The sequence below is a fragment of the Haemophilus haemolyticus M19501 genome (assembly GCF_000222025.1).
Lineage (GTDB): Bacteria > Pseudomonadota > Gammaproteobacteria > Enterobacterales > Pasteurellaceae > Haemophilus > Haemophilus haemolyticus_G.
The window spans coordinates 1-25,161 of the sequence record NZ_AFQO01000018.1 but is presented as its reverse complement, the minus strand read 5'-3'; the positions used below and the strand labels follow the sequence as shown (position 1 = coordinate 25,161).

Sequence of the window (25,161 nt, the reverse complement as noted above, 5' to 3'; positions counted from 1 at the left end):
GCACTGTTAAAGGTGCGATTTTTTTATAGACAGACAAAAAGAATAAGCCTGTTTTAATAGGGAAATAATTTACGTGTGGATTCTTATTTTACAACGTTAAATGTCAAAGGATCATAAACAATCTCACCCACTTGAACTTGGATTGTATATTGACCTCTAGGATCTTTTTCATCAAATTTCCAGCAATTTACTACCGTTTTACCTTGATTTAACACATTGCGAGTCATTGTAATTGTGTGAGTCTTTTTATCTTCAGAAACTTTAACTGCATTTGGATTTTCTGATACAGAAAAGGTTGTTTTTTCAGGCGATTTAAAGACTTCGGTAACAGTAATTTGTTTAGCAAAATTACCATTAGCAACCCAGCAAAGTTGGTGTGCTTTAGCTGAACGAGAAATATCTTTTTTACCTAAATCCGTTGGCGTTTTCCCAGACATATCATAGGTTGAAAGGTAAAGTGTTGGTTGCGGTTCTTGCGGAACATCGGACGCGGCAAATACAGATGATGCTGCGCATAAAGAAATAATGGTTAATGTTAATGATTTTTTCATTACGATTCCCTCTTTAAATAAAGTATGAATGATTAAAATTCATGGTGTTTTAGGATAGTTAAAGTTATTGTACCATCAGTACGCCAATGCATCCCATATCTTCTAGCATTAAATTCGATACCCCAAATAAGAATGGGTAGTTGCCAGAAGATGCTTGATCAAATTTCACTAAAATTTGAGTTTTGTTTTTTACCCAAACTGTATCTTTCCAAGCTAATTCTTCTGCTTGAAATTGATGTTCTCCTTGGCTTTCCACCACAAATTTGGCACCTTGAATAGTAAATCCAACAGGTAAACTTGCATTTAAAATCCAGCGTTCAATTGTTCCTTTTCGAGCTATTACATCAACTTTGCGTGGGTCAAAACGTCTTTGGTTAATTAAACCGTTTGTGACATCAATATTAAATTCTCGAGTTTGTGCAACGGCTTGTTGTAACATTGCTGGCGCATCCGTTTCGAAAGTCAGATTTAGTTGTTTATTAAATGCTGACATTTCTCCCTTGGCACGCAATTCAAGGACGGTGTTATCTGCCAGTTCATCGCCTGAGAACAACATATTTTTCATTTTGTCGTACAAGCTACGTTTACTTCCGCTAATGAGCGATACGCTATCTGTGTCATTCATATTAATGAGTATTTCTGCGCGTTCTCCTGGAGAGAGAACTAAAGATTTGACCGATTTCGCTTTTGGTAAGAAACCTAAATCTTGTGCAATAAGTAGCATTTCTTGATCATTATCCAAGCGTAAATCATAAGCACGAGCCAATGATGCATTGAGCAAACGTAAACGAATCCAACCCCGTGCAACACCTAAATATGGTGCTTCAATACCATTTACTAATAAGCGATTGCCTACAAAGTGCGGTTGATTTTGTTTGAATAATTGGAGACCATCATTATTAAATTCCATATCTTGTAAAATCAATGGAATGTCATTTACGCCGTATTTATTGGGAAGATTCGCTTTTAGGCTTTGCTCATCTTCAATTAACCACATTCCAGCTAAGCCACGATAGGTTTGATAGGCTGAGTTGGCTAATGTTGCAGAACGGTACCAACAGCTTGCTGCGGGTTGTTCAATAGGCACGATGGGCGCCCAAGACTCGCCTTTTTTTAGTATTCTAGCCGCCCCGCCAAACAGCTCGCCTGATGCTTGTAAACCTTGAATAGATAAAGCAACAGATTGTGGCAAATTGTTATGATAATTAAGTTTGGCAAAGCTGCCTGATTTGATTTTAATGGTCGGTCCAAGATAATTGCCGTTGAATCCCCATACCGTCACATTGTGTGAGCCATCTAGGGGATAATTCATTTCCTGCATTGTTAATACAATCGGGCGACCGCGGCGAACTTCAATGAGTGGTGGCACAACTAGTTTTTCACGGCTTGCCGCTAACAATGGTGCGGGTACTGTGGAAAGTGCGGTAGAAATTGCAGCTGTTTTTAATAATTGACGGCGGGAAAGGCGTGGCATTTTAGTTTCCTTTTGCTATCTCTTCATCAAGTTCGGCAATGCGTTTTTCCATTAGATCATGACAATAAGCCGCAAGATCTCGAATATTGTCTTTGGTATAGCCTGAAACATCGATTGGATCCATTATTTCGCAAATCACTTTGCCATTATCCCAACGATTTAAATTGATTTTGTTATGCGTGGTTGAACATACCACTGGAATAATCGGTACACCTGCTGAAATTGCCGCATGAAATGCACCCGTTTTAAAGGGTAATAAACCGCGACCACGACTGCGAGTGCCTTCCGGGAACATCCAAATAGATAAATTATCTTCATTAATTCGTCGTGCGAGCTGCGACATCGTACTGTGTGCTTTTGTGCGGTTTTCTCTATCCAAGAAAATATTGCCCGTTACCCAATACAGAATGCCGAAGAAGGGGATCCAAATTAAGCTTTTTTTACCCACGCTTACTGTACGAGGTTGCACCATATAAGAGATTGTCACCATATCATAATTATTTTGATGATTACCGATATAAATCGCGCGGCTAATTTGCTTCTGATTTTGAGGAACACGATGTTCTACTTTTAAGCCAAAAAGTGGATATAAGCGTCCAAACCAACGTGCAACAATGCCTACGTTGCTTGGATTTTTAAAGCGGATAAAAGAATAAATCGTACCCAGTACACAAATTAGAATACAGCAGATTAATACGAGGAAAATTCGAAGTAGTTTTAACATGAGGAGGTCCTATACAAAATTTCGTTAAAGTATAGCAAATTCAATATTAATATGTGCTAATCTAAACAAAAATCGTGGAATTTTTATGAAACATAGTTATTTTATTTCTGATTTGCATCTAAGCGAAACACGGCCTGAATTGACCGCACTTTTTGTCGATTTTATGCAGAATCTTGCCCCACAGGCTGAACGGCTTTACATTTTAGGTGATCTTTTTGATTTTTGGATTGGTGATGACGAGCAATCTACATTGATTCAACAAGTTAAAGATTTAATTAAATCTCTAAGCGAACGGGGTGTGCAATGTTATTTTCAGCACGGCAACCGTGATTTCTTAATTGGTGAACGTTTTTCAAAAGAAACGGGAGCTCAGCTTTTACCTGATTATCAATTAATCACACTTTATGATAAAAAAATCTTACTTTGTCATGGGGATACGCTTTGCATTGATGATGAGGCTTACCAACAATTCCGCCGTAGAGTTCATCAAAAATGGCTGCAGCGTTTGTTTTTGTGCTTACCATTAAAAGTGCGGGTGAAAATTGCGGAGAAAATTCGAGCAAAGAGTAATCAAGATAAACAAGCCAAATCACAGGAAATTATGGATGTGAATCAAGCCTTCACGACAGAAAAAGTACAAGAGTTTGGTGTAAATTTATTAATTCACGGACACACACACCGTGAGGCGATTCATCAACAAGAAGGATTTACCCGAATTGTATTAGGGGATTGGCGAAACAATTACGCGTCAATTTTAAAAATGGATGAAAGCGGAGAATTTAGTTTTATTAAAGATTAGAAGTGCGGTGAAAAATCACCGCACTTTTGATGTTAAGAGTTGGCTCGAGCAAAAGCTGCTGCTTCTTCTATTAATTCATCACTTGGGCGTTGATGTGTATAAAGCTCAAATTGTTCTACAGCCTGAAGTACAATCACTTCTGCGCCAGAAATGGTTTGTTTTCCTTGTGCTTGAGCATAACGAATAAAGGGCGTTTCAGCAGGAATAGCCACTACATCAAAAGCGACACTAGCATTATCAATGAGCGCTTTGGGAAAGGCTAAATCCATTTCTTCCTTGCCACCTTTCATACCGATTGGCGTAACATTGACTAAAATGTTTGCCTGTTGGTTTTCTAAAGAATCAATGTATTCATAGCCGTAAAGTGCGGCTAGATATTGACCTGTTTTTACGTTGCGTGCGTAAATTTTTAATTTCTCAAAACCTGAGTTTTTAAAGGCAGCCACAACGGCTTTTGCCATACCACCACTGCCATGAACAATGACTTTAGCATTTTTATTTAAATGATATTTTTCAATTAATTTTACGATGGCAATGTAATCAGTGTTATATGCACGCAAAAAGCCATTATCGTTCACGATGGTGTTTACAGATTCAATGGCTTGTGCCGACGGATGAATTTCATCTAAAAATGGCATACAAGCTTCTTTGAATGGCATTGAAACTGCACAACCACGAATGCCTAATGCGCGAACGCCTTTGATGGCGTGCTCAATATCTTGCGTGGAGAATGCTTTATAAATGAAATTTAATCCTAGCTTATCGTACAAGTAATTGTGAAAGGTGGTACCGAAATTGCTTGGACGACCAGATAAAGACATGCAGAGTTGGGTATCTTTGTTGATCATGGTGTCTCCTTATATGTTTAAATTCATTCCATCATCAATGCCAATAAAGTACTGATTCATATCAAAAGCAGGTTTTGCCGCTTTATCTTGACTCACAATGCGAGCAGGTACACCCGCTGCCGTGGCATATTCAGGTACGGGGTGAAGCACAACAGAATTTGCCCCAATTTTGGCGTATTTTCCCACTTCGATATTACCGAGAATTTTTGCTCCCGCCCCAATCATGACACCCTCGCGTACTTTTGGATGACGATCGCCTGATTCTTTTCCCGTACCACCAAGCGTGACACCTTGTAAAATTGAAACATCATTTTCGATTACAGATGTTTCCCCCACAACAATACCTGTTGCATGGTCGAACATGATACCGTGGCCAATTTTTGCCGCTGGGTGGATATCTACATCGAAAGCTACTGAAATTTGATTTTGTAAATAAAGGGCAAGGGATTTACGATTTTGATTCCATAAATAATGGGTGATTCGATAGCTTTGAATCGCATGGAAACCTTTTAAATAAAGCAATGGGGTGGACCATAATTCCACAGCAGGGTCTCGGTGGCGGACAGCTTGGATATCGTAAGCAGCACAATCAATGATAGAAGGATTGGCTTGATAGGCTTCTTCAATAATTTCACGGAGAGAAATAGCTGGCATAATAGGATTGGCTAATTTGTTCGCCAATAAATAACTTAGTGCACCGCCCAGATTTTGATGTTTTAAAATCGTAGAATGAAAAAAACTGGCAAGCATTGGTTCGTTTTCGGCAAGTTCTTTGGCTTCTTGGCGAATATGTTGCCACACATCTAATGTCATAATTTCTCCTTTTATTCGCCTTTACATTCTCGCCCCAAAAGGCTGATCGCTACATCTTGTGCGCTTTTGCCACAAAATAGCATTTGATAAATTTGTTCTGTAATCGGCATTTCCACACCTTGTCTTTGTGCAAGCAAATAGGCTTCTTTTGTATTATAAAAACCTTCCACGACTTGCCCGATATTTTCCATAGCCGTTTGGGCATCTAATCCTTCACCTAGCATTAATCCAAAACGTCGATTGCGCGATTGATTATCGGTACAAGTTAGCACTAAATCGCCTAATCCAGACATTCCCATAAATGTATTGGGATTTGCACCGAGCGAGGTACCTAATCGGCTGATTTCTGCAATGCCACGCGTAATCAGTGCGGTGCGAGCATTTGCGCCAAATCCCATACCATCTGAAATACCTGCGCCAATTGCGATCACATTTTTAATTGCACCACCAAGTTGAACGCCAATCATATCCGAATTTATATAGACTCGAAAATGTTTACTACAATGAATACGAGACTGAAATTCCTGCGCGAATTGCTCGTTATTGGAAGCGAGCGTAATAGCTGTTGGTAAACCTTGCGCTAATTCTTTTGCAAAAGTTGGACCCGAAAGTACAGCTAGTGGATATTGTGTTCCGAGTTGTTCTTCAACTACGGTTTGTAGTAAACGCCCCGTGTTACGTTCCAGACCTTTTGTCGCCCAAATTAATCGGTGGTGGGCTTTTAAGTGCGGTTTGATTTTTATAAGAATTTCACCGAAAGCATGGCTTGGCACCACGATTAAAATATCTTGAGAATATTCCATTGCTTGCGCAAGATTGCTTTCTAAATGAAGTTCCTCAGGAAAGATGACATCTGGTAAAAAACGATAATTTTGTCGTTCTGTCTGCATTTGTGCGATATGGGCGGGATTGTGCCCCCATAAATAAGTGGGAGAACCATTGCGAGAAAAGGTCATTGCCAGCGCAGTTCCATAAGATCCCGCACCTAGCACAGTGATTGGTGTTTGCGAAGTTGTCATATCCACAATTTATTTAGTGAAAGAGGAAATAAGTATAGATATCTTTCGGTGACCTATCAACCACAGGAAAATATTACTTATTCACTGGGCGGAATTTAAACGGCACAATCGATATGCCATTTTTCCCATTTTTTAGTTGATAAAATTGAGGGTAGTTAAAATTACGTTGAACGATATTGTAAGGATTTTTATCGCCTTCCAGTTTAGCATTTTGATAAAGTTGATTAATCTCCCGCACTTTTTCATCTTTTTCACCATCGCAGTGGCGATAAATTTCGAGACGATTAGATTCATCTAAAATGTAAACATTGAAGCTATGATCGGAATTATCTTCAAAAAAGAATTGTAGGAATCCTTCACTTGCGAAGGCATCCATTTCTGGTGGATAGCGACGACTTTCTTGGTTTGTCTCGCCATCTTCAATTGGCGTTTGTAAAACTTCGTCAAAATCCACCGCACTTTCAGCTTCATTACAGACAGGTTCATTTCCGATTTCTTGTAAGCTAATCCCGCGATCTTCAAAAAATAATTGCCAGTTTTTACCCGCTACGCGTAAACGTGACGTTTGGCAAGGTTGTTGAATATCGCCGACTTGGATGCTAACACATCGATTGACTAATCCCATCACTAATTGGCGTAAATCTTGGCGATAACGTTCGCTATAACAATATACTTGGATGGAATCTGGGCGATTAACGCCACGATAAATTTTGTTAGAAAGTACTTTTAGCGCAAGCAAAATAGCGTTTTGCCCTTCAAAATGGAGTGTTCGGATTTCGTTCCACACATTGCGATAAGTAAAATCGATACTGCCCACAAGGCTTTGTTCGAGGGATCCAAAACTAAATAAATCTCGCGATGAAATACCGGTTAATACTTCTTCTACTTTGGATGTTGGATCAGTGGTGAGATTTATGGCAATAAACAAGCTACGAATTTCGCATTGATTCAATAAATCGCTGTTTTTAGGTTGTTTGGCGATGGTGCTTGGAAAAGACTGACGCAAGTTAGTGACAAAGCGTTGCAATGTGCTTAAAGTCACATTCTTGCTAAAAATTGACAATTTGGTTTTTTCTGTGAGTAAATGATTGAAATAAGCCCAAGAGACTAATTTATTGAGGCTTTCTCCATATTCAATCACTCGTTCTTTGGAGAACATAATATGGTGTGTTGGTTGATTGATAAGGTACCAACCATCTTTAAAATGTTTATTGCCGCGAACTTCCACAAAAGTTAGGTGTGCTTCTGATAAATTGTGAGATATCTGCGTGTTGAGTAAGGACACTTTGCCGGGAAGTTCTTCAAACGCAGTATAAAGTTTACGAGAAAGAATGTTGATATCTTGTGGCACGACGCTCGAGTGAATGTGATGCTTTCGCGCAAATTCCACTAAATTACGATAACTCAACATTAAAAATTTCATTATGTTATCGTGGTTTTCTTTTACTGCCTTAATTTTCCAAAATGGACGCTTATTGAGATGTTTTACCGTTTCTGCAGACCATCCCCATTCTTGCGCAAGGATTTCCATATAACGAATACGCCAATTATTGGTTTGGTAACGCGCAAAATCTTCCGTTGCTTTCACATAGAAACAACGGCGCACAAAATCCAAACGTTTAAATTCAGAAAGTGCGGTTAAATATTGGGTTACTTTTGCAAGAATGGCAATGTAAGGATCAAAATGGTGATCTGGATTGGTATTACCTGCAAGTAAATCTCTCTTAAAAGTACAGGCAATTAAGCAGGTGTTCGGGTATTCTTTGGAATAGGCTTCCAACAACAAAATTTTGAGCACAGATTTATAAGGCGAATCAATCCCTTTATAAAGATGCCATAAGCTGGCACCAAAATATTCGTTTGCAGAAAATTGACCTAAACCGCCAAAATCTACCCAATCATTTGGATCAATTTCCCCTTCAGTAATTAAACGCGCCACCTCTTTTTCATAGTCTTTTTCATTTTCTACCCATAAATGCAACCAAAGTAGAGGTTTGCCTGCTAAGCGTACAGCGGAGCGATAGAATTCATCAAGCAATAACATATATTGCGCAGAGCCGCTATTTTCAACAGTGAGTGGGTCAGCATAATGTTCATTGCGGAAACGTTGTTGATCCATCAAATAAAAATTAATTTCCACATTAAATTGCATTGCCCATTCACTAATCCGCTTGGCTTTTTGAGTAAGAAGTGCATATTCATCTGGACTCAAGCCATCACGGACACAAATCCAAGTATCAAGATCTGAAGAAGAGGTTTGACTTATTGAGCCAAAGCTACCCATTAAATAAACGCCTAGAATTGGTGGTAAAACTTCGTGAAAATTTACCGCACTTTTGAGTGTTGAAGACTTATGATCGGCATAGTGAATACCGTATTCATTGGTGAGCCATTTTTTTTGATAATCAGATGCGAGGAAACTTGCAATACCTGAGGGGGCGTGAATAACATAGCCTGGAAGTTGCGGATGGTTTAGGTGTAAAAGTAAAGGAACAACAGCTAAAACGTGTTGGAATGCATCGCCTGAACCTTGTAATGCACGCTCAAAACGGCGTTGATCCAAAGCGCTAACCCATTGTTTTGCTTGTGCTAGATTACATTCCACGTGGTGTCCCTACCAGAACAACAAAAATTGGCGAACAATTTACCACTTAGGGAGTATAAATGCAAAAAATTGTGATGCAAATCACAGTTTGTGAAGCATCAGAGATTTTAAATTATTAGAACGCAAAATAAATGACTAAAAATCTTATTTTTAATGCGATTTCTCATATCTGAGGTGTTTCTTATATCAACAATCAAAATGACTTTTTAACCTAAGAGTGATAGGATAGCCAACAAATTTATTGCGTAAATGGCTTAATTTCGCTGATATGAGAATCTATAGACTGCTCGGTATTTTTCTTATTAAAGCGAGTACATTAACTTATTCAATCTGACTTATTAAGGAATTGATATGGCAAAAGATCAAGATAACGACATCACTGAACAAGTTGGTGATACGCCAAAAGTGGTTGAAAAAACAGAAACGATACAGCCAGTTCCACAAACTATTGTGAAAAAAACGGGCACAGCATTGAGTTTATTGGCGATTCTCATTGCGCTAGGTGTAGGTGGAGCTGGTTATTATTTTGGTCAGCAACAAGTAGTTGAAATTCAGCAAAAATTAACCGCACTTGAAAGCCAAAGTGGTGTAGTTGTTTCTGCCCCTGTATCTGATAATAGTGGGCTGGTTATACAATTAGAACAAGGCTTAAAAACCGCACAAGATAAAATCGAGCAACTTGAGCAATTAGTTGCAGGCAAAACAGGCGAAATTGCTGCGTTACAAGCTCAAGTAAAACAAGTTAGTCAATTGGCTGGTGCACAACAACCGAGTGACTGGTTATTTTCCGAAGCAGATTTCTTGTTAAATAACGCCTTGCGTAAACTTGTTTTAGATAACGATGTTGATACAGCTATTTCTTTATTAAAATTGGCTGATGAAACTCTCGTTAAGGTAAACAATTCACAAGCGAATGCGATTCGTACTGCAATCAATCAAGATTTAAAACAACTTCTTTCACTTTCAAGCGTAGACCAAAATGCAGTAATGCAAAAACTTTCACAGCTTGCCAATACTGTGGATGAGCTACAAGCATTGAATGTAAATTTTGATGAAACGCCAGAAAAGAGCGGTAAATTATCTGATGATATTGCAGATTGGCAGCAAAATGTGGAAAAGAGTGCAACTTCTTTCCTAAATCACTTCATTCGTATTTCTCCAAAACAAAGTGCAGATAAAAAAGAATTGCTTGCACCAAACCAAGATATTTATCTGCGTGAGAACATTCGTTTACGTTTACAACTTGCTATTATGGCCGTTCCACGCCAGCAAGATGAACTTTATAAACAATCTTTAGATGCGGTTGCTTCTTGGGTTCGTAGCTATTTTGATACGAATGCAGAAGTGACGCAAAATTTCTTAAAATCAGTAGATGAGCTGGCTGATTCTTCTATTTATGTCGATGTGCCAGAGCAATTACAAAGTTTGACCTTACTTGATAAATATCTCAATCGTGCACCGTTAGATGTTCGAAAGGTGGAAATTGAAGCGGATAAAGCCATTGAAACTATGCCTAAAGCTGAAGGTGCGGCAACAGAAGCATCTGCACCAGAAAAACAAGAATCTCAACCGGCAAAAGCTGAGCCACAAAAATAAGGATAGCCTATGTTTAGAGTGCTTTTTTTAATGCTAGCATTGCTTGCTGGGTTGATTGCAGGGCCTTATCTTTCTGGTCAGCAAGGCTATGTTCGTATTGAAACAACAAATAATATCGTTGAAATGTCGATTACGACATTAGTGATTTTCTTCGTGATTGCTTTAGCGATTATTTATGGTTTGGAATGGATTGTAACGCGTTTTCTACGTTTGAGTCGCGGTTCTTATAATTGGTTTTCTAGCCGTAAACGTGTAAGAGCGCAGAAACAAACCCTTGAAGGTTTGATGAAGATGAATGAAGGGGATTACGCTAAAGCAGAAAAATTGATTGGTAAGAATGCCAAACATTCTGCTGAGCCTGTGTTAAACCTCATCAAAGCTGCTGAAGCAGCACAACAACGTGGTGATGAATTTAGTGCAAATCGTTATTTAATTGAAGCCACTGAATTAGCTGGTTCAGATAATTTGCTGGTGGAAATTGCCCGCACGCGTATTTTATTGCAACAAAACAAATTGCCGGCAGCGCGCAGTTCTGTGGATAGCCTGCTAGAAATGGCTGGTCGCAATAAAGAAGTGTTAAAACTGGCAGTAGAAATTTATCTTCGTTCTAAAGCCTATCAAGCCCTCGATAAGATTTTAGATGGTGTTAAAAATAGTGGTTTATTCAGCGATGAAGAGTTCAAAGATCTTCGTTCTCAAACAGAAAATGGTTTGCTCGATGAGAAAATGAATGAAGAAGGCGTAGATGGTTTACTTGAATGGTGGGATGCTCAGTCTCGTAGTCGTCGTAATAATATTGATCTCAAAGTGGGGTTAATTCAGCGTTTAATTGATTGTAATGACCATGAGTCAGCATCAGAATTTACTGTTGAAGTATTGAAGAAAATTGGCGATAACACCAGTATTAGCAAAGAACTTTGTACTCAAATTACACGTTTACAACCAGAAGATAACAGTAAACTTCTCAAGCTAATCGAAAAACGTGCAAAACGTGCAGATGAGAAGCAAAAATGCTGTATCAATCGTGCCTTGGGTTATTTATATGTTCGTAACAATGAATTTGCTAAAGCAGCAGATGTATTCAAAAACGTGATGGCTTGCCCTAAACAGTTAGAGCCAAATGATTTGATGATGGCATCTTATGTATTTGAACAAGCGGGCGATAAAGCATTAGCTGAGCAAGTTCGCCAAGATAGTTTGAAATCAGTGATGGCAATTCAAGATGTCGCCCTAGAAAGTGCGGAAGAAAAAACAGAAGAAAATTCAACCGCACTTTTAGAAAGCAAATCTGAGTAGCTCAACTTAAAAGATAAAACGCACTTCAAGTGAAGTGCGTTTTTTGTTGCTTTGAATCTAAAACTATATATTTTTCAGTTTATTAGAATATAACACCAAACAGAGTGCGATTACCATAATCAAAATTGCGCCTGCAAATAAGATGGTATCCACCGAGCTTTCATGATTAACAATGATTAAACGCAACATCGCGGTGATCCCTGCATAAATAAAATAGCGCAAAGGGAAGTGATAGCCGCTTTTAAAATACTGCACAATCAAGCCAATAAACCCGAAATATAAGAAAAACATCACTGCTTGTTCAGCTACGTCATAAGGCACGATAGTAGAAGTATTGAGCACCATCATTGATAAAGTATAAGTGATTTTTCCAAGGGCAATGATGAGTACAATCGCTAACGCAATCAATGCCGTGCAAAGCACGATTTTCAATACACCAGTAATAATTCGTGGCAATTTTTCTAATTCTGGAGATTCTTCCATTTTTATTCCTTACAGCAAAAATTAAAGGTTCGTATTCTAATGCAAGATTGTAAAGTTGGTCAAAGTCATTTGGAAAAATAAAGCGTGGTGGAATTAGAAAAGTATATTGTTTTTAGGATTTCAATTTCTTTCTTTTTCATCTTTGGCTTCACTATTTTCGATGTTTGAAGGGTTGTATAAGGCGATTTTACGCCATCAAGCCCTCTTTCTCGAAATGTCTTTAGACAATAAATGACGAGAGCGTGGGAAATTTTATGAAGTTTCGTCACCTCACGGATACCATAATCCTGTTCGGTGACGAGTTTGATAATTTTCAAACGAAATTGATAAGAGTAGGACATAATCTGCACCTCAAATTAGGTGTCCAGGTTTGGGGGGCAGATCACTTTTAGCTGAGAACATCAATGTCTAAAACAGGATCAACCGTCTGCCAATAATTTTTCGCACTGCTATATTTCCAATCCTGAGGCTCAGACACAAACCCGCTCACCACCGGATTTTGATGAATATAGTCTAACTTTTCGTCAAAAAATTTATCAGAATGAATTTCGATGGGTTGGTTGTGATGTTGCCAGAATTGGTAGTGAGTGACATTGGAGCTTTTTGTTCCTGCCCTTTTGAACATCCACAACAACCATTCTTTACGGCTTTCTTGTTGATTATCACGAATTAAATTCAGCAGATTCGTTGTTGTAAATTTTTTTAAATCTCTTATCAGCGCCGATGGATTCTCTTTTTTAGCTTGGAATAATAAATGAACATGGCTAGGCATTATGCAATATCCATAAATCAGCATTCCACGTTCTTTTCGAAAGAATGATAACGCTTGAATCATCAGTTCAAAATAGGATTCTCGAATAAAAACATCAATCCAATATACGGTTGCAAAACTAACAAAATAGATTCCTGCTTTATTATTAAATTTATATTTTCTGCTCATCACATACCTCAAAATTGGTACAACATAATTAGCAGAAAATATAAATTCAACAATAAAACACTCATCTTGGAACTCAGATCTCAAAACAAAATTAATTTCTATAAATAAGGATGACACATTTTATACTGCTAATATACCGCTGGCGCGCGTCTCCCGACGCATTGCCCAAAGTTCAAAGCATAAAAAGCACGCGTCAGAAGACGCGCGCTATCGTGGGGCCATCATGGAGACTATCTATTTCTAGGATTAATTTTATATCCTTTAATATTTCCATTTGCAAAATTACATTTTTCAAATTGTAGAGTTCCATTTTTTGTTCTTGGCCAAACTGCCTCTAATTCATTAGACACTCCTATGATATTCCTCTCAGAAGATAATTTGGTTGCATCATATACACAACTTCCGAATGCTTTAGGATGTTTACTTTCAATTCCCGCCACATAAATTATGGCTTTACTTTTAGCCAGTCCAACTCCAATGTTAATTTCATTTTCTGGCAAACAATACCTTTTATTTAAAGTAACATTTAACATTGGCCGCACCTCATTTATAATAATTCTAGCTGCATTATATGAGTTATATATATTATCTTCATTGAATTCAAAGAAACCTAGAACACCATCACCCAAATACTCTGTTACACTTCCACCTTTTATAGATATAGCTTTTTCCATAGCAGGAAGTAATGCTGATGTTTCAAGAAATATTCTTCTAAGAGGATTCATAATATTAGTTCTAGTTTTAGCATGTTTTGTTGAATCGCGCATATCTGCAACAATTGCTATTAATTCACTATTCACACTTTGATTACTACTTATTAGGTCAAAGTTTGGTATTCTGGTAGAAATACTCTCTTCTGAATAATTAACTGACTCATTTATACCATCCATTACATGAGCCGATAAAATAGCTTCTTTCTCCAACTCACCACCACTTTCTTTCCAAAACTTATCAGCTATATTTAGTGCTTTATTAATAATATCTTGGAATTCTTTCTTCTGGTTCTCTGTTAAAATAGACATACAAAAATCTCCTTAGGAAATATAAATAATCTCAACTATCAATAATAGGCTCCATATACCAATAAATATCAAGGATAATCTAATATAAAATATTTTCTTTAATAATATTCTCATGCTTCTATTATAGTCACTCTTTATAAATCTTAAGTATAAAGCCTCATCCTCTAGTATTTCTCTTTCAAAATATTTTCTAGGTACTAATCCATATAATAGGATAGCAATAGATGAAACCCAAACTCCATATTGAAAAATAATCAAATAGCCACCTAATTCATAACTACTTATAATACATTTAAAAACTTTTTCAAAGTAATCTATTTGACCAATAGGCAAGCAGCAAAGTACTAATAAAAAACTAATTTTATTATCTTGGCTTTGTATCATTGGTTGCAAATTAGAAATTAATTTTTCATAAATATTAATTGTATTTATGTTATTTTCTTTTTTATACTCATTTCTATGAGATAAATTTATGTCAATTTTCATATACCACGCATTGTTAGTTATAATTAAGTAGTTTTAAAAAGATATTCTGGCATTCCTAAACACCCGCATCCACGCCCCATCTTCAGACCAATCTTCTGGATACCATGAGTTGCTCACGGCACGGAATACACGCTCAGGGTGTGGCATCATCGCGGCAATACGACCATCAATGTTAGAAATTGCGGTGATCCCTAATGCCGAGCCATTTGGGTTAGCTGGATAGGTTTCCGTCACGTTTAAATGGCTGTCGATATATTGTGCCACAATCAAGTTTTGTGCTTGAAGTGTGGTTAAATTCTCAGGTGTTTTGAATTCTACTCGGCCTTCACCATGAGAAACCGCAATCGGCATATGTGAGCCAGCCATGCCTTTAAACCACAATGAGTTGGTGTCGTTGATTTTCACCATCGCAGCACGCGCTTCAAAACGTTCTGATTTATTACGCACGAAACGTGGCCAGTTTTCTGCACCTGGGATGATTTCTGCCAGGGTGGAGATAAATTGACAGCCGTTACATACGCCTAATGAAAGGGTGTTTTCATTGGCGAAAAACTGGCTGAATTGATCGCGTAATTGTGGATTAAACAAAATGGATTTCGCCCAGCCGCCACCTGCGCCTAATACGTCACCGTAAGAGAAGCCACCACAGGCTACCATCGCATTGAAGTCGTTTAAGTTGTAACGGCCTGTCATTAAATCACTCATGTGGACATCTATCGCCGCAAAGCCTGCACGATCAAAAGCTGCCGCCATTTCAACGTGGCTGTTTATGCCTTGTTCACGCAATACGGCTACTTTCGGTTTCACGCCTTTGCTGATGTACGGCGCGGCAATATCTTCATTCACATCATAGGTTAAGTGAGCAGATAAACCTTTGTTGTCTGTCGCTTTTTTCGCTTCAAATTCTTGGTCAGCACATTCCGGGTTGTCGCGTAAGCGTTGCATTTGATGGGTCAATTCCGCCCAAATGCCACGCAATTCTGAGTGTTTTTCATCCAAAATTTCCCTTCCGAATTGATGGATCACAATGCGATCATCGTTGCTAACCTTGCCGATGTCGTAGGTAATTCCCTCTAATCCATGTGTTTTCAACACCGTATAAATAGCGTCAAGTTCCGCCTCTAATACCTGAATCACCGCGCCTAATTCTTCGTTAAATAAAATGGCTAACTCGGAAATTTCTTGAGCATAGTGTTCCGCACCGAGCTCAAGCGCCCATCCTTTTCCGCTATCGAATAACGGAGAAATATCAACATCCACGCCACAGTTACCCGCAAATGCCATTTCTGCAAGGGTGGTAATTAAACCACCGTCTGAACGGTCGTGGTAAGCCAATAATTTACGCTCTGCTACTAGTGCTTGCATTGCATCGAAGAAGTTTTTCAGTTTGGCTACGTTCACCACATCGGCTGGTTTGTCACCTAATTGTTTATACACTTGCGCAAGTGCGGTCGCGCCTAAGCGATTTTTTCTTTCGCCTAAATCAATCAACAATAAGCGGCTTGCACCTTTGTCTGTGCGTAATTGAGGTGTCACGGTTTTGCGGACATCTTCCACGCGCGCAAAAGATGAAATTACTAAAGAAAGCGGTGCTGTTACTGATTTTTTCTCGCCATTTTCTTCCCAAGTGGTTTTCATCGACATAGAGTCTTTACCCACTGGAATGGTAATACCTAATGCTGGGCAAAGTTCTTCGCCGACTGCTTTCACCGCTTCATATAAGCCGGCATCTTCACCACCATGACCTGCCGCAGACATCCAGTTTGCAGACAGTTTGATGCGTTTAATATCGCCAATGTTAGTGCCCGCAATGTTAGTAATGGATTCAGCCACCGCTAAACGTGCAGAAGCACCAAAGTCTAATAACGCTACTGGCGCACGTTCGCCCATTGCCATGGCTTCGCCGTGATAGCTGTCTAATGATGCAGTTGTGACGGCCACATCAGACACGGGGATTTGCCATGGGCCGACCATTTGATCACGCGCCACCATACCCGTTACCGAACGGTCGCCAATGGTGATTAAGAAGGTTTTTTCTGCCACCACCGGTAAGCGTAATACGCGATGAAACGCTTCTTTTAATTGGATATTTTCTGTTGCAAGCGGTCGATTTTCGACAGTTTTTGACGAAGCCTCGCGCGTCATTTTCGGGGTTTTGCCTAATAACACATTCATTGGCAAATCAATTGGATTATTGTCGAAATGGCTATCGTGCAAGGTTAAATGTTTCTCTTCCGTTGCCTCACCAATGACCGCAAACGGCGCACGCTCACGTTCACAAAGTGCGGTAAATAATTCGAGTTTTTCTGGCGCAACGGCTAAGACATAACGTTCTTGTGATTCGTTACACCAAATTTCTAATGGCGACATCCCTTTTTCATCGCAAAGGATTGAACGCAAATCAAACTTACCACCACGTTCACCATCATGAACTAATTCAGGCATTGCATTAGATAAACCGCCCGCGCCCACATCGTGAATAAAGAGAATTGGGTTTTCATCGCCTAATTGCCAGCAGCGATCAATCACCTCTTGGCAACGGCGTTCCATTTCTGGGTTTTCACGTTGCACAGAGGCAAAATCTAAATCTTCTTTTGATTTACCGCTGTCCATAGAAGACGCTGCCCCGCCGCCTAAACCGATGTTCATGGCTGGGCCGCCTAATACGATCAATTTCGCACCAACGGGGATTTCGCCTTTTTGAACGTGTTCGCTACGAATATTACCGATACCACCCGCTAACATAATCGGTTTGTGATAACCACGCACTTCTTCACCATTGAAGCTGTTGACTTTCTCTTCATAGGTACGGAAATAACCCAATAATGCAGGACGACCAAACTCGTTGTTAAATGCTGCGCCACCTAATGGGCCTTCAATCATAATATCTAAGGCTGAGGCAATACGATTTGGTTTGGAAAGTGGATTTTCCCAAGGTTGTTCAAAGTTTGGAATGATAAGGTTTGATACCGAGAACCCGGTTAAACCTGCTTTTGGTTTTGCACCACGACCCGTTGCACCTTCATCACGAATCTCACCGCCTGAACCAGTTGCTGCACCTGGGAATGGCGAAATTGCGGTTGGGTGGTTGTGGGTTTCCACTTTCATTAAGATATGTGCATCTTCATTGTGGTAACGATATTGTCCATCTTGATCCGCAAAGAAACGGCCGACTTTTGAGCCTTCCATTACCGCAGCATTATCTTTATAGGCTGAAAGCACGAAATCAGGGGTTTTCTCAAAGGTGTTTTTAATCATCTTAAACAGGGATTTATCCTGTTTTTTGCCATCAATAATCCAATCTGCATTAAAGATTTTATGACGGCAGTGCTCAGAGTTAGCTTGCGCGAACATATAAAGTTCAATATCGTGCGGATTGCGCCCTAATTGGGTGAAGTTTTCCACCAAATAATCAATTTCATCTTCTGCCAGTGCCAAACCTAATTCTACGTTAGCAGTCACCAAAGCTTCACGTCCACCTTTTAAAATATCTACGGTTTTGAACGGTTTCGGATCTTGATGATGGAATAAAATTTTCGCATCTTGCGGATTGCGCACCACGGTTTCCATCATTCGGTCATGTAAAAGTGCGGTCAATTTTTCTGTTGTTTTCTCATCAAGCGGTTGGCTTAACTCAAAATAATATGCCAAACCACGCTCAATACGCTCCACTTCACTTAAACCACAGTTATGCGCAATATCGGTCGCTTTAGAAGACCAAGAAGAAATCGTGCCAACGCGTGGAATCACGATAAAAGTTTCACCTTTGGCATCGTGTTCTGCCAAGGTTGGGCCGTAATGTAACAATGCTTTTAGTTTTGCTTCCTGCTCGCTAACAAGCGGTCGATTTAATTCCACAAAATGCAAATATTCCGCATAAACCGATTTCACCGGTAATTGATTTTGTTGGAATTTTTGCATTAAGCCTTGAATACGGAATTCAGAAAGGGCGGGTGAGCCACGAAAAGTTTGAAACATACGGGTACCTTTGAGTTGTGTTTGAGGTAAAAATCGCGGGCTATTATAAAGGAAAAACACTAAAACGAAAACGTTTGCGTAAATGAGGGGAATAAAATCCCCATCTTTAAGAATTTGATGGGGATAAGAAGATTAAAGGGTTATAAAACCGTCATATACATGGGTTGCTTCACCAGTCATATAAAGCGGATGACCAACGCCATTCCATTCAATGATTAATGAACCGCCCGGCAAATCGACTTGAACTCGATTGCTCAATAAACCTTGCATAATTCCAACTGCAACAGCTGCACAAGCTCCACTGCCACAGGCTTGCGTTTCTCCAGCACCACGTTCATAAACTCTAAGTTTAATATGCTCTTTATTGATGATTTGCATAAAACCTGCATTGACACGCTCAGGAAAACGCTCGTGATTTTCTAGCAAAGGGCCAAGTTGTTCAACATTTGCTGTTTTAATATCATCTACTTGTACAACGCAATGAGGATTGCCCATTGAAACGGCACCACATAAGACGGTTTGAATGTCCGTGCGCAGAATGTAATTTTTCTCGAATTTATTTGCGGTAAATGGAATTTTTGCTGGCTCCCAAATCGGTTCACCCATATTTACACGAATTTGGTTATCGTCTTTTACCGTTAGAACCATATTGCCTTTTTGCGTGCTAACCGCGATGTTTTTTTTGTTAGTTAGCCCTTTTAATGTTACAAAACGGGCAAAACAGCGTGCACCATTTCCACATTGCGAAACTTCACTTCCATCGGCATTGAAAATACGATAATGAAAGTCGAGTTCAGGATCATAAGGTGGCTCAACAAGCAAAAGCTGATCAAAACCAATTCCACGGTGGCGATCAGCTAAGCGTTGAATGGTTTCTGACGTAAAAAAAACATTTTGAGTAACACCATCAACCACAACAAAGTCGTTGCCTAATCCGTGCATTTTGGAAAACTGCATTTTTCCATCCTTTATTTAAATTCAAGATTGATTGCATTATAGAGAGCGGTAAAAAGAATGGCAAATTCAGAATTTTAGACGAAGAAAAGTGCGGTAAAACACAGGAAATTTTTACCGCACTTTATTCGCTAATTTACTCAGATTACATCCAAGCATTATTGCGAATGATCCCTACGGCAATGCCTTCAATCTCAAAGTTTTCTTGTTCTTCAAGATTTACCACGATTGGATCAAATTCTTCATTTTCTGCGTGTAGATAAATGATAGAACCTTTTTTCTCAAGGCGTTTTACCGTCACTTCATCTTCAATACGGGCAACGACAATTTGTCCATTGCGTACATCCTTGGTGCTATGTACAGCTAATAAATCACCATCTAAGATACCAATGTCTTTCATGGATTGACCATAAACTTTTAGTAAGAAATCTGCTTGTGGTTTAAACATATCGGCATCTACGCGATAAGTTGCTTCGATATGTTGTTCTGCAAGAATCGGTTCTCCAGCCGCTACGCGCCCCACGAGTGGTAAACCATCAAATTCTTCATTTGCGCTATTGTCTAAAATGCGGATACCTCGAGATGCGCCAGGAATAATTTCAATCGCACCTTTGCGTGAAAGCGCTTTTAAATGTTCTTCTGCCGCATTGGGTGATTTAAAGCCTAATTCTCGAGAGATTTCAGCTCGTGTTGGTGGCATGCCTGTTGTTTCTAAATGACGTTTTAATAAATCCAACACTTCTTGTTGGCGTGCTGTTAATGGTCTCATATACACTCCTGTTTTTAAATACAGATAACTGGTATTGTATACAGATTACGTGAAGTTGCAATAGTTATTTTTTAAATCTGTGTATTAGGTCACATTCTGTCACTAAATTTTTTAAAGCGGTTGAGATCGGATGTGTTAAAATATTTCAAATTTACAACAAAGAGAAAATTTATCATGGCAAATTTTGTAAATATGTATCGTCAATTATTGAGCTTGCCTCTGTCAGTATTAGTGAAAAATAATCCAATTCCAGCCAATCCGATAGAAGAGCTTTCCCTCAATATTCACCAACCTGTTGTTTATGTTTTGCCTTATACCTCTCAAACCGATTTCGTTATTTTCCGTCGAAATTGTTTGGCGTTAGGTTTGCCTGATCCTGCTGAGAAAAATGAAATTGCTGGTGTGAAGTTGCCTCGTTATGTGTATTTAGATGAGGGACGCCGCATTTTTAAATCGAAAGGTGCGAAAGATGAAACCACCACGATCTTCAATAAATACCTCGAATTACACCGCACTTCTGAGAACTTAGATGTGCAACTTATTCCAGTTTCCGTTCTTTGGGGGCGTTCTCCTGGGCATGAAGATAAATCCGGTTTGCCTAACTTGCGTTTGTTAAATGGCATGCAAAAAACTTTTGCTGCTATTTGGTTTGGACGTGATACTTTTGTGCGTTTTTCTCAAGCCGTTTCATTACGTTATATGGTGAATGAGCATGGCTCCGATGAAAAAATTGCGCAAAAGCTGGCTCGAGTTGCAAAAATGCATTTTGCTAAACAGCGCATTTCTGCGACAGGCCCGCGTTTACCGAATCGCCAAGCTATGTTTAATAAATTATTGCAATCAGAAGCAATTCAACGTGCGATTGAAGATGAAGCAAAATCGAAAAATATCAGTATTGAAAAAGCGCAAAAAGAAGCGCATAAGATTTTGGATGAAATCGCTGCAGATGTAAGCCATTCAAGTTTGCGAGCAGCGGATCGTTTTCTACGTTGGCTTTGGAATAAACTTTATTCTGGTATTGATGTACAAAATGCAGATCGTGTACGTAAATTAGCACTTGAAGGTCATGAGATTGTTTATGTTCCTTGTCACCGTAGTCATATCGACTATTTATTGCTTTCTTACGTGCTTTACCATCAAGGGCTTGTTCCGCCGCATATCGCAGCAGGAATTAATTTAAATTTCTGGCCTGTGGGTAGAATGTTCCGCAGTTGGGGTGCATTCTTTATTCGCCGAACTTTTAAAGGAAACAGATTATATTCCGCCATTTTCCGCGAATATTTATCAGAGTTATTTCATCGTGGTTATTCGGTAGAATATTTTATTGAGGGTGGTCGTTCGCGCACTGGCCGTTTACTTGCGCCAAAAACAGGCATGATGTCAATGACACTTCAAGCGTTGCAACATAATCAAACTCGTCCAATTTCTGTTGTTCCAGTTTATGTGGGATATGAGCACGTATTGGAAGTGGATACTTACGCAAAAGAATTGCGCGGCGCGGCGAAAGAAAAAGAAAATGCAGGTTTGGTTATTCGAGTAATAAAAAAATTACGTAATCTTGGTCAAGGTTTTGTGAATTTTGGTGAGCCAATTACACTTTCAAACTATTTGAGTCAGCATTTCCCTGATTGGAAAGAGCAAAATCACGAAGAAAAACCACAATGGTTTGCTCCTGCTGTTGATTCTGTATCAAAACAAGTGATGGTGAACATTAATAAAGCATCCGCGGTGAATGCAATGAATTTAGTTGGGACGGCATTATTGTCTTCTCGTCAGCGTGCACTTTCTCGTGAGCAACTTTTAGAACAATTGGCAAGTTACCAACAATTACTACAAAACGTGCCTTATTCCGCAGATGTTGTATTGCCAACTGCTACGCCTGAAATGATGTTAAACCATGTATTAACGCTTGATCGTGTTGGCGTATTAGTTGAAAAGGATAACTTTGGGGAAATTGTGCGTTTAGAACGCGCGTCGGCCGTGTTGATGACTTACTATCGCAATAATATTCAACACTTATTTGTATTGCCATCTTTAGTTGCAAGTATCATTTTGCATTATGAGGCGATTCAAAAAGATTTATTAGTGGAAGCGGTTGGTAAGATTTATCCGTTCTTAAAAGGCGAGTTATTCTTGCACTTTAGTGAAGATGAGTTAAAAACTCAAATTCACCAAATTATTGATGAATTTGCGCGTCAACAGGTGATTAACTCTAATGATAATTTCTTATCTATCAATAAATCAAAAGTGCGTATTTTACAACTTTGGTCTGCGGGAATGCGTGAAATCTTGCAACGTTATTACATCACAGTGACAATTTTGCAAAAACAACCAGATATTTCACGTGCAGAACTGGAAAAAGAAAGTCAACTTGTCGCACAGCGTTTATCTGTATTGCATGGTATTAACGCGCCAGAGTTCTTTGATAAAGCCGTCTTCTCTATGTTCATTGCGAATTTAAAAGAGCAAGGTTATTTTGATGAATCAGGCAATGGCAATCTTGAAAAAATAGAATATTTGGCGTCAACACTTTCTCATTTGATTTCAACGGAAATTTGTCTGACTGTCAAAGGAACGGTTGAAAAAGCGGAAGAGCACGCTTAAGTTAGATTAAAATTTTAGGAGCATCAAATGATGCTCCTTTTTTATATTAGCTATATAAAGAAGTGCGGTGAATTTTTACCGCACTTTTAATCTATTTTCTCAATTTAACTAACTCTACCTGATGGTTTTCACCTTTTGTTAGAATTAAATTTGCTCGCTCACGGGTTGGAAGAATGTTTTGATTGAGATTTAACCCGTTAATTTCATCCCAAATTTTACTTGCCGTCGCAACAGCCTCTTCTTTTGATAAGCTTGCGTAATGTTTAAAGTAAGAATTAGGATCATTAAATGCACTTTCTCGGAATTTTAAAAAGCGTTTGATGTACCATTCTTTCAGTAATTTTTCTTCTGCATCGACATAAATAGAGAAATCAACAAAATCTGACACAAAGGTTTGATTGGTTTTGTTATTGCCTGTTTGAAGAACATTTAATCCTTCTAAAATGAGAATATCAGGCTTATCTACCACATCAAATTCATCGGGAATAATATCGTATGTTAAATGAGAATAGATTGGTGCTGTCACATTGCTTTTACCCGATTTTACATCTGCTAAAAAGCGAATGAGTTTAGGTGTGTCATAAGAAACGGGAAACCCTTTCTTTTGTAAAAGATTCTCTTGTTTAAGTTTGTCTAATGGATAAAGAAACCCATCTGTTGTGATGAGATCAACTTTTCTTTCAGTCGGCCAATGAGAAAGTAGAGATTGTAGAATACGTGCAGAAGTACTTTTTCCCACGGCAACACTGCCAGCAATACTAATTATGTAAGGTGTTTTGGCATTATTTCTGCCTAAAAAACGATGTAGTACCGTTTGGCGATGTAAATTTTCATCAATGTAATAGTTAATAAGACGAGTTAACGGTAGGTAAATCGTACTTACTTCATCTAATGAAAGGTCTTCATTAAAACCTAAAAGTGGTTTCAGAGCCTGTTCTGTCAATTTTAATGGAACGGATTTACGTAATTCCGCCCATTGTTCACGATTAAAGCTTAAAAAAGGTGTTTGCTGAGTTGAAAATTCCACAATAATTTTATTTGATAGCTAAATAAACGAAGAAAAATATACTCTATAACCGGCATGTTCGCATTTATTTTTCAGTAAATTTAATAAGATTTGGTTAAAAATTCACATTTTTGCTTGTGATTTAAACGAACACGTAAAAAAAATAATTTTTTTAGAAAAAAAACTTGTCACGAAAAGTTTTTTCCATATAATACGCCTCACTTGCTTACGACACGCCGACTTAGCTCAGTAGGTAGAGCAACTGACTTGTAATCAGTAGGTCATCAGTTCGATTCCGATAGTCGGCACCATTCTTTCGTATCAAGTATTCATTTAGTGTGGAGGGGTTCCCGAGCGGCCAAAGGGGGCAGACTGTAAATCTGTTGGCTCAGCCTTCGAAGGTTCGAATCCTTCTCCCTCCACCATCTTTTAGATGAATCCTGATGGGACAGACGAATTTAGGACTTGCGGGCATCGTATAATGGCTATTACCTTAGCCTTCCAAGCTAATGATGCGGGTTCGATTCCCGCTGCCCGCTCCAAACGCTGATATAGCTCAGTTGGTAGAGCGCACCCTTGGTAAGGGTGAGGTCGGCGGTTCAAATCCGCCTATCAGCACCATCCTTCAATTCTCTTTCCTTCATTTAGAATAAACAATTTTATTGGTTAATGTGGTTTTATTTACCCATCGATAACCGTGTCTATTTAGAGGGACTCTTTAAATGTCTAAAGAAAAATTTGAACGTACAAAACCGCACGTAAACGTGGGTACAATCGGCCACGTTGACCACGGTAAAACAACTTTAACAGCAGCAATCACAACCGTATTATCTAAACACTACGGTGGTGCAGCTCGTGCATTTGACCAAATCGATAACGCGCCAGAAGAAAAAGCGCGTGGTATCACCATCAACACTTCACACGTTGAATACGATACAGCAACTCGTCACTACGCACACGTTGACTGTCCGGGACACGCTGACTATGTTAAAAACATGATTACTGGTGCGGCACAAATGGATGGTGCTATCTTAGTAGTAGCAGCAACTGATGGTCCTATGCCACAAACTCGTGAGCACATCTTATTAGGTCGCCAAGTAGGTGTTCCATACATCATCGTATTCTTAAACAAATGCGACATGGTAGATGACGAAGAGTTATTAGAATTAGTAGAAATGGAAGTTCGTGAACTTC

At 39.0% G+C, this 25,161-nt stretch carries 20 protein-coding genes, 4 tRNA genes and 1 pseudogene; 9 read left to right on the top strand and 16 right to left on the bottom strand.

From position 1 onward, the window contains the following. Window positions 1–83: 83 nt before the first annotated feature. The 3 genes from GG9_RS00050 to GG9_RS00060 all read right to left on the bottom strand — a co-directional run bounded on the left by GG9_RS00050 (window position 84) and on the right by GG9_RS00060 (window position 2,749). On the bottom strand, window positions 84–551 hold the full coding sequence (locus GG9_RS00050; RefSeq protein WP_005632967.1) for a hypothetical protein: 468 nt from the start codon (window positions 549–551) through the stop codon (window positions 84–86). Window positions 552–615: 64 nt separating this feature from the next. After that, window positions 616–2,025, bottom strand: coding sequence for a multicopper oxidase domain-containing protein (locus tag GG9_RS00055; protein WP_005632966.1), 1,410 nt, complete (start codon window positions 2,023–2,025; stop codon window positions 616–618). Between the two features lies 1 nt (window position 2,026). Next, entirely contained in the window at window positions 2,027–2,749 is a 723-nt protein-coding gene (locus tag GG9_RS00060; protein WP_005632964.1) for a 1-acylglycerol-3-phosphate O-acyltransferase, read from the bottom strand. Window positions 2,750–2,834: 85 nt separating this feature from the next. Here GG9_RS00060 and lpxH point away from each other — a divergent pair, with 85 nt between their 5' ends. Next, a complete protein-coding gene (gene lpxH / locus GG9_RS00065; protein ID WP_005632962.1) occupies window positions 2,835–3,548 on the top strand; it encodes a UDP-2,3-diacylglucosamine diphosphatase in 714 nt (237 codons plus the stop codon). A 32-nt stretch (window positions 3,549–3,580) separates the two neighbouring features. Here the strand turns inward: lpxH and GG9_RS00070 are convergent, their stop codons facing one another. From GG9_RS00070 to GG9_RS00085, 4 genes are all read right to left on the bottom strand, one after another. Further along, complete coding sequence (locus GG9_RS00070) at window positions 3,581–4,396, bottom strand: shikimate 5-dehydrogenase (RefSeq protein ID WP_005632960.1); 816 nt, start codon at window positions 4,394–4,396, stop codon at window positions 3,581–3,583. Window positions 4,397–4,405: 9 nt separating this feature from the next. Next, window positions 4,406–5,209, bottom strand: a complete 804-nt coding sequence (gene cysE / locus GG9_RS00075; protein WP_005632958.1) for a serine O-acetyltransferase — start codon at window positions 5,207–5,209, stop codon at window positions 4,406–4,408. A gap of 11 nt (window positions 5,210–5,220) precedes the next feature. Further along, window positions 5,221–6,228, bottom strand: coding sequence for an NAD(P)H-dependent glycerol-3-phosphate dehydrogenase (gene gpsA / locus GG9_RS00080; RefSeq protein ID WP_032825220.1), 1,008 nt, complete (start codon window positions 6,226–6,228; stop codon window positions 5,221–5,223). Between the two features lie 73 nt (window positions 6,229–6,301). Continuing rightward, window positions 6,302–8,833, bottom strand: a complete 2,532-nt coding sequence (locus GG9_RS00085) for a class I adenylate cyclase (RefSeq protein WP_005632954.1) — start codon at window positions 8,831–8,833, stop codon at window positions 6,302–6,304. Window positions 8,834–9,184: 351 nt separating this feature from the next. Between GG9_RS00085 and GG9_RS00090 the strand changes: the two genes are divergently transcribed. Next, entirely contained in the window at window positions 9,185–10,429 is a 1,245-nt protein-coding gene (locus GG9_RS00090) for a uroporphyrinogen-III C-methyltransferase (RefSeq protein WP_005632952.1), read from the top strand. A 9-nt stretch (window positions 10,430–10,438) separates the two neighbouring features. Continuing rightward, on the top strand, window positions 10,439–11,725 hold the full coding sequence (locus tag GG9_RS00095) for a heme biosynthesis protein HemY (protein WP_005632951.1): 1,287 nt from the start codon (window positions 10,439–10,441) through the stop codon (window positions 11,723–11,725). 63 nt (window positions 11,726–11,788) lie between these two features. Here the strand turns inward: GG9_RS00095 and psiE are convergent, their stop codons facing one another. The 8 genes and pseudogenes from psiE to lexA all read right to left on the bottom strand — a co-directional run bounded on the left by psiE (window position 11,789) and on the right by lexA (window position 20,357). Beyond that, a complete protein-coding gene (gene psiE / locus GG9_RS00100) occupies window positions 11,789–12,208 on the bottom strand; it encodes a phosphate-starvation-inducible protein PsiE (protein ID WP_005632950.1) in 420 nt (139 codons plus the stop codon). 95 nt (window positions 12,209–12,303) lie between these two features. Beyond that, window positions 12,304–12,549, bottom strand: a pseudogene (locus GG9_RS09760) (helix-turn-helix domain-containing protein); the annotation flags it as partial. A gap of 47 nt (window positions 12,550–12,596) precedes the next feature. Continuing rightward, on the bottom strand, window positions 12,597–13,265 hold the full coding sequence (locus GG9_RS00105) for an REP-associated tyrosine transposase (protein ID WP_005632949.1): 669 nt from the start codon (window positions 13,263–13,265) through the stop codon (window positions 12,597–12,599). A gap of 113 nt (window positions 13,266–13,378) precedes the next feature. Next, entirely contained in the window at window positions 13,379–14,170 is a 792-nt protein-coding gene (locus GG9_RS00110; protein WP_005632948.1) for a hypothetical protein, read from the bottom strand. A 12-nt stretch (window positions 14,171–14,182) separates the two neighbouring features. Beyond that, window positions 14,183–14,656: a hypothetical protein gene (locus tag GG9_RS0109095; protein WP_032825217.1), complete on the bottom strand. Its 474-nt coding sequence runs from the start codon at window positions 14,654–14,656 to the stop codon at window positions 14,183–14,185. A gap of 33 nt (window positions 14,657–14,689) precedes the next feature. Beyond that, window positions 14,690–18,634, bottom strand: coding sequence for a phosphoribosylformylglycinamidine synthase (gene purL / locus GG9_RS00115; RefSeq protein WP_005632947.1), 3,945 nt, complete (start codon window positions 18,632–18,634; stop codon window positions 14,690–14,692). A 132-nt stretch (window positions 18,635–18,766) separates the two neighbouring features. After that, entirely contained in the window at window positions 18,767–19,591 is an 825-nt protein-coding gene (dapF, locus tag GG9_RS00120) for a diaminopimelate epimerase (RefSeq protein WP_005632944.1), read from the bottom strand. Between the two features lie 142 nt (window positions 19,592–19,733). Beyond that, a complete protein-coding gene (gene lexA / locus GG9_RS00125; protein ID WP_005632942.1) occupies window positions 19,734–20,357 on the bottom strand; it encodes a transcriptional repressor LexA in 624 nt (207 codons plus the stop codon). 174 nt (window positions 20,358–20,531) lie between these two features. On the opposite strand from lexA, the gene plsB reads away from it, so the two are divergent. Then, window positions 20,532–22,961, top strand: coding sequence for a glycerol-3-phosphate 1-O-acyltransferase PlsB (gene plsB / locus GG9_RS00130; RefSeq protein ID WP_005632940.1), 2,430 nt, complete (start codon window positions 20,532–20,534; stop codon window positions 22,959–22,961). Between the two features lie 91 nt (window positions 22,962–23,052). On the opposite strand, the gene coaA is transcribed toward plsB, so the two are convergent. Then, entirely contained in the window at window positions 23,053–23,988 is a 936-nt protein-coding gene (gene coaA / locus GG9_RS00135) for a type I pantothenate kinase (protein ID WP_005632939.1), read from the bottom strand. Between the two features lie 214 nt (window positions 23,989–24,202). On the opposite strand from coaA, the gene GG9_RS0109090 reads away from it, so the two are divergent. The 5 genes from GG9_RS0109090 to GG9_RS0109070 all read left to right on the top strand — a co-directional run. Further along, a tRNA-Thr gene (locus tag GG9_RS0109090) sits at window positions 24,203–24,278 on the top strand. 29 nt (window positions 24,279–24,307) lie between these two features. Next, window positions 24,308–24,392, top strand: a tRNA-Tyr gene (locus tag GG9_RS0109085). A 42-nt stretch (window positions 24,393–24,434) separates the two neighbouring features. Further along, window positions 24,435–24,509: transfer RNA gene (locus GG9_RS0109080), tRNA-Gly, on the top strand. Between the two features lie 3 nt (window positions 24,510–24,512). Further along, window positions 24,513–24,588: transfer RNA gene (locus GG9_RS0109075), tRNA-Thr, on the top strand. A 101-nt stretch (window positions 24,589–24,689) separates the two neighbouring features. Further along, window positions 24,690–25,161, top strand: a 472-nt coding sequence (locus tag GG9_RS0109070; protein ID WP_032825215.1) for a GTP-binding protein, incomplete at its 3' end; no start/stop codon positions are given.